This window comes from Anaeromusa sp., assembly GCF_028691475.1.
GTDB lineage: Bacteria > Bacillota > Negativicutes > Anaeromusales > Anaeromusaceae > Anaeromusa.
In genome coordinates this window covers 1-4,102 of sequence record NZ_JAQUZF010000166.1, presented here as the reverse complement: position 1 = coordinate 4,102, position 4,102 = coordinate 1, and the positions used below count along the sequence as shown (strand labels likewise).

Below are 4,102 nucleotides of genomic sequence, written 5' to 3'. Positions count from 1 at the left end.
AAAAAAGCAGTACGAGCGATTTGCTCGTACTGCTTTTTATTCTGGAAATAATGCTGAAAATTACAAGACTTTCAAGTGTTGAGAGGTCTCTGCGTAAAACGGACAGCTAAAATTCTCAAATACCATTACCGCCGTAGCCCTCAGTCGTACCCTCCCTCTACTCCTTTTACTCTTGTTCGTCTATGGTTCCTGCGTTACTCCGCAGCCGCGTTGGCGTCTTGGGCGGTAACGCCAGGGGCTGGAAGAGCAATCGGCGCAGGATTGCCAGGCTTTTCCACAGGCGGCGCCGTGGCACGCCAGGCCGTTACCGGCGGTTGGGGTACAGTGGGCTGGGGTGGCGCTGTTTTAATATAGCTAAGGGTGCGGAAGATATTCTGAGAGTAGTTTTTACCTGGAACGGCCCAGCGTCCGTTTAGATCTTCCCAATTGGAACAGCGGCCAAACTTATCGGGATGCGCTTTTAACAGCTCGTAACGAGGATCTACGATAGCCAAAGACGGCTGTCGGGAAGAAGCATAGCCTAAGAGATGCTGGATTTGGGCGCGGACGCCGATTTGGGGCGAATCGAAGAAGGCGCCTTTGACGCCGCCGCCGGTAGTGCCGATGCCGGCGTAATTATTTTGTTCCGGTACGACGTCGCCGCCATAACGGAAACAGTCGGTTTCCAAAATGGCTTGGGAAATCGCCAAATCCGGACGAATTCCCTCACGGGAGGCTTCTTCATAGTAGTACCCCACAAGCTCCGCTACGGTGCAATTGAGCTTGGGCTGGGGATTGCGCTGCAAAATATAAGCTACAATCTGTTCTGGAGGGACTTGGGCTTGGCCGAAAATGGGGGTTTTATCTTCTTTTTCCGGTTTTTCCGGCGGTGTTTTTAAGGAAGCAAGGATGCTTTGAATACGCTGGGAGAACGGTGAGGGCTCTTCGACGGCCACGGCAGCTCCTTCCTTTTTCGCGTCCTTTGCCTTAGCTTTGGAGGCAGAGTCTGCCGGGGCGGCAGAGACGGAAGCGGCAAAACAAAGCAGCAGCAAGCTGCAAAAAAAGAGACGGAAATTCATGAGGACGGGCTCCTTTCATTCAAGCAAACATACAACAATAAACAACGGCATAAATAGTTTAGGAGAGTGAGGCTTGTTCCAGAATGGCTAAAACAAAGCGGGCGCTGTCGTAGAGATCTTTTTCGGCAATGTATTCTTCCGTGGTATGGACTTTTTTCATGCCCACACCCAGAACCGCCGTAGGCACGCCTTTGCGGTTGAAGTGGTTGGCGTCGCTGCCGCCGCCGGTGCCGGTGATATGGACAGGCAAGTTTATCTGATGTGCTGCGGCTACGGCTAGGCTGACAGCAGGGCTGTCGGGAGCCAGGGTGAAGCTGTCGTATTGACGCTGCACGGTGACTTCGGCGCTAGCGCCATATTCTTGGCAGACGCGCTCCACAGTTTCCTTCATATGCCGGCTTTGGGCCTCCAACTTTGCCAGATTGCGGCTGCGGGCTTCGGCTTGAATCTCCACATGATCCGGGACGATATTAGTAGCCGTGCCGCCTTGGATCAAACCGACGTTGGCCGTGGTTTCTTCATCAATGCGGCCGATTTTAAGGGCTGCTAAGGCGTTGCCTGCCGCCTGGATGGCGTTAATGCCTTCTTCAGGGGCTAAGCCGGCATGCGCTTTTTTGCCATGCACAATGGCAGTGATGCTGTCCTGGCCGGGGGCCATAGTGACAATTTCGCCAGGAGCGCCGTCGGCGTCCAAAGCGTAGCCGAAATCGGCTTTGAGCAGCGCGGCGTCCATGTGTTTGGAGCCTTTGAGACCGCCTTCTTCATGGACGGTAAAAACGATTTGCACGGCCCCGTGAGGCTTGCTGCTTTCTTTAAGAGCGCGCAGGCCTTCTAAAATAGCGGTAATGCCTGCTTTGTCGTCGCCTCCCAGAACCGTATCGCCTGCGGACGTAATGCGTCCGTTTTCAAGGCGCGGTTGAATGGAAAGGCAAGGCGAAACGCAGTCCATGTGCGAGGTGAAAAGAACGGTAGGTGCGCTGGCCTTGGTAGCTGGCAAGGTAGCGACCAAATTGCCGCAGTTGCCTTCAAAATGCTGCTGCGCCTGGTCCTCTGAGACAGTGCAGCCGAGAGCTTCCAGTTTGCGGCGCAGCACTTCCGCTACGTCCTTTTCCTGACCGCTGGGGCAGTCCATGCGGACCAGCTCAAAAAATTCTTCCAACATACGTGCTTCGTTAATCATAGTAATGCCTCCTAGATTTATTGTGAAAGTATAGAAGCTACGATTACACAGAGGAACAGAGGAAGGGCCAGAGTAAGCAGAGAGATTGCTTCGCCGCGCTCGCAATGACGCGTTAGGTTCGCTGAGTTACGTCGTTGCGAGGAACATAGTGACGCGGCAATCTCTTCGGGTTCAAAAAATCATACCCTCAGTCGTACCCTCACTTTACTCCTTTTACTCCTGTTCAATCCTCGTGCTTTTCCGTGCATTAGGCTTTGCGCCTCGGCAGAGGGCTTGCTCGCCGAAGCGTTCGCGCAGGGTGTCGAGAGTTTGATACAGCGCTTCTTTGCGCTGGTCTTCTTCCATAAAAAGAGAACCTTGCTGCGTTAAGGGCTCTAACTGGCCGGCAGTAATACCCAGCAAGCGCACGCCTTCCGGCGAAGCCGCTTTTTGCAGCAATTCCTGGGCCGCCTGGAATAAGTCTTCATCGTAGGCCAGCGGCTGCTGGTACGTATGACTGCGGGTGATGGTAGTGAAGGAAGCGAAGCGGACCTTGAGCGTAATGGTGCGGCCGCCGAGTTTGCGGGACCGTAGGCGCTGGCCTACTTTCTGCGCCAGCTGCCGCAGCGCTTCCAGCTTTTCTTCTCTACTCTGTAAGTCCTGGTCGAAGGTGTTTTCATTACCGATGGAGTGGGCTTCCAAGTCAGGTTCTACTGGCCGGTTATCGTGGCCCAAAGCCAGTTCGTGAAGCCAGCTTCCTGTTGTATGGCCAAAGGCGGTTTGCAGCGCTGCCAGAGGCAGTGTGGCAAGCTGGCCGATTTTTTCAATGCCCAGTTGTGTCAGCTTGGCGGCGCTTTTGGGGCCGATGCCCCAAAGTCGGCGAATGGGCAGCGGCGCTAGGAACGACGTTTCTTCGCCGTGGCGCACGATGACATAGCCGTGGGGCTTTTTGAGATCCGAAGCGATCTTAGCGAGAAATTTATTGGGCGCTAAGCCAGCGGAGGCGGTAAGCCCTACTTCCTCGTAGATTCGCTTTGTTAACTGTCGCGGCAGTTCGGCGATGTCCGAGTGCAGCCATTCCATGCCGGTGAGGTCCAAAAACGCTTCATCTAATGACAGTGGTTCCACCAGCGGAGAAAAGTCATTCATGATGCGCCGGATATCTCGCGAGACAGCGGCGTAGTGGCGATGGTTGCAAGGGAGAAAGACGCCCTGCGGGCAGCGGCGTCTGGCTTCGACCATGGGCATGGCCGAGCGTACGCCGAAAAGGCGGGCTTCATACGAGGCGGTGGATACGACACCGCGCTCGCTCAGACCGCCGATAATGACTGCCTGTCCTTTTAGTTCCGGCTGATCCCGCTGTTCCACAGCGGCAAAAAAAGCGTCCATGTCTACATGGGCAATCCATCGTTTCATGCTTTTATCATAGCGTGTTGCGAGGTCTAAGGCAAGGGAGGGCTTGCCAAAATACGTTAGTCTTTGCTATAATCAATCTAAATAAGGAAAAGTCCATAATAAGGCAATGAAGCCTGCTGACTGTGAAATCATAGTTCGGCGGGCTTTTTTATTTTTTTACGTAAAATATGTCGGTTTTTTGACAACCTAAAGAGGATTCTGGTGGTTGAGTTCGAAATAGTGACAAATATGTTTGAAAAATCGATGAATTTCCCTAAAAGGCAGGAGTGAAAAGGATGGATGGCGTAAAAATGCGGGCGGCGAGCGAACGCGGGCTTGTCATTGAATTTGGTCAAGAAATTAATCCGGCTGTTAACGCGCGGGTGCACGGTTTAGCTAAAAAATTAGTGAACGAGTATCCGGAAGTGATCCAAGAAGTGGTGCCTACCTATCGGTCTTTGCTGGTGTATTTTGATCCGCTGCAGATATC

At 53.3% G+C, this 4,102-nt stretch carries 4 protein-coding genes; 1 reads left to right on the top strand and 3 read right to left on the bottom strand.

Annotated features, from left to right (window positions below; all coding sequences use genetic code 11):
* Window positions 1-194 precede the first annotated feature (194 nt).
* From PHF27_RS13595 to PHF27_RS13585, 3 genes are all read right to left on the bottom strand, one after another.
* A complete protein-coding gene (locus PHF27_RS13595; RefSeq protein WP_300071192.1) occupies window positions 195-1,058 on the bottom strand; it encodes a glucosaminidase domain-containing protein in 864 nt (287 codons plus the stop codon).
* A 58-nt stretch (window positions 1,059-1,116) separates the two neighbouring features.
* Window positions 1,117-2,238, bottom strand: coding sequence for a M20/M25/M40 family metallo-hydrolase (locus PHF27_RS13590; RefSeq protein WP_300071189.1), 1,122 nt, complete (start codon window positions 2,236-2,238; stop codon window positions 1,117-1,119).
* 213 nt (window positions 2,239-2,451) lie between these two features.
* A complete protein-coding gene (locus tag PHF27_RS13585) occupies window positions 2,452-3,633 on the bottom strand; it encodes a DNA polymerase IV (RefSeq protein WP_300071186.1) in 1,182 nt (393 codons plus the stop codon).
* 275 nt (window positions 3,634-3,908) lie between these two features.
* Between PHF27_RS13585 and PHF27_RS13580 the strand changes: the two genes are divergently transcribed.
* On the top strand, window positions 3,909-4,102 hold a 194-nt coding region (locus PHF27_RS13580; protein ID WP_300071184.1), incomplete at its 3' end, for a carboxyltransferase domain-containing protein.

Bases quoted from the DNA above. Each gene is read 5' to 3' on its own strand.
- PHF27_RS13595 (WP_300071192.1), bottom strand. From the start codon at position 1,058: ATGAATTTCCGTCTCTTTTTTTGCAGCTTGCTGCTGCTTTGTTTTGCC.
- PHF27_RS13590 (WP_300071189.1), bottom strand. From the start codon at position 2,238: ATGATTAACGAAGCACGTATGTTGGAAGAATTTTTTGAGCTGGTCCGC.
- PHF27_RS13585 (WP_300071186.1), bottom strand. From the start codon at position 3,633: ATGAAACGATGGATTGCCCATGTAGACATGGACGCTTTTTTTGCCGCT.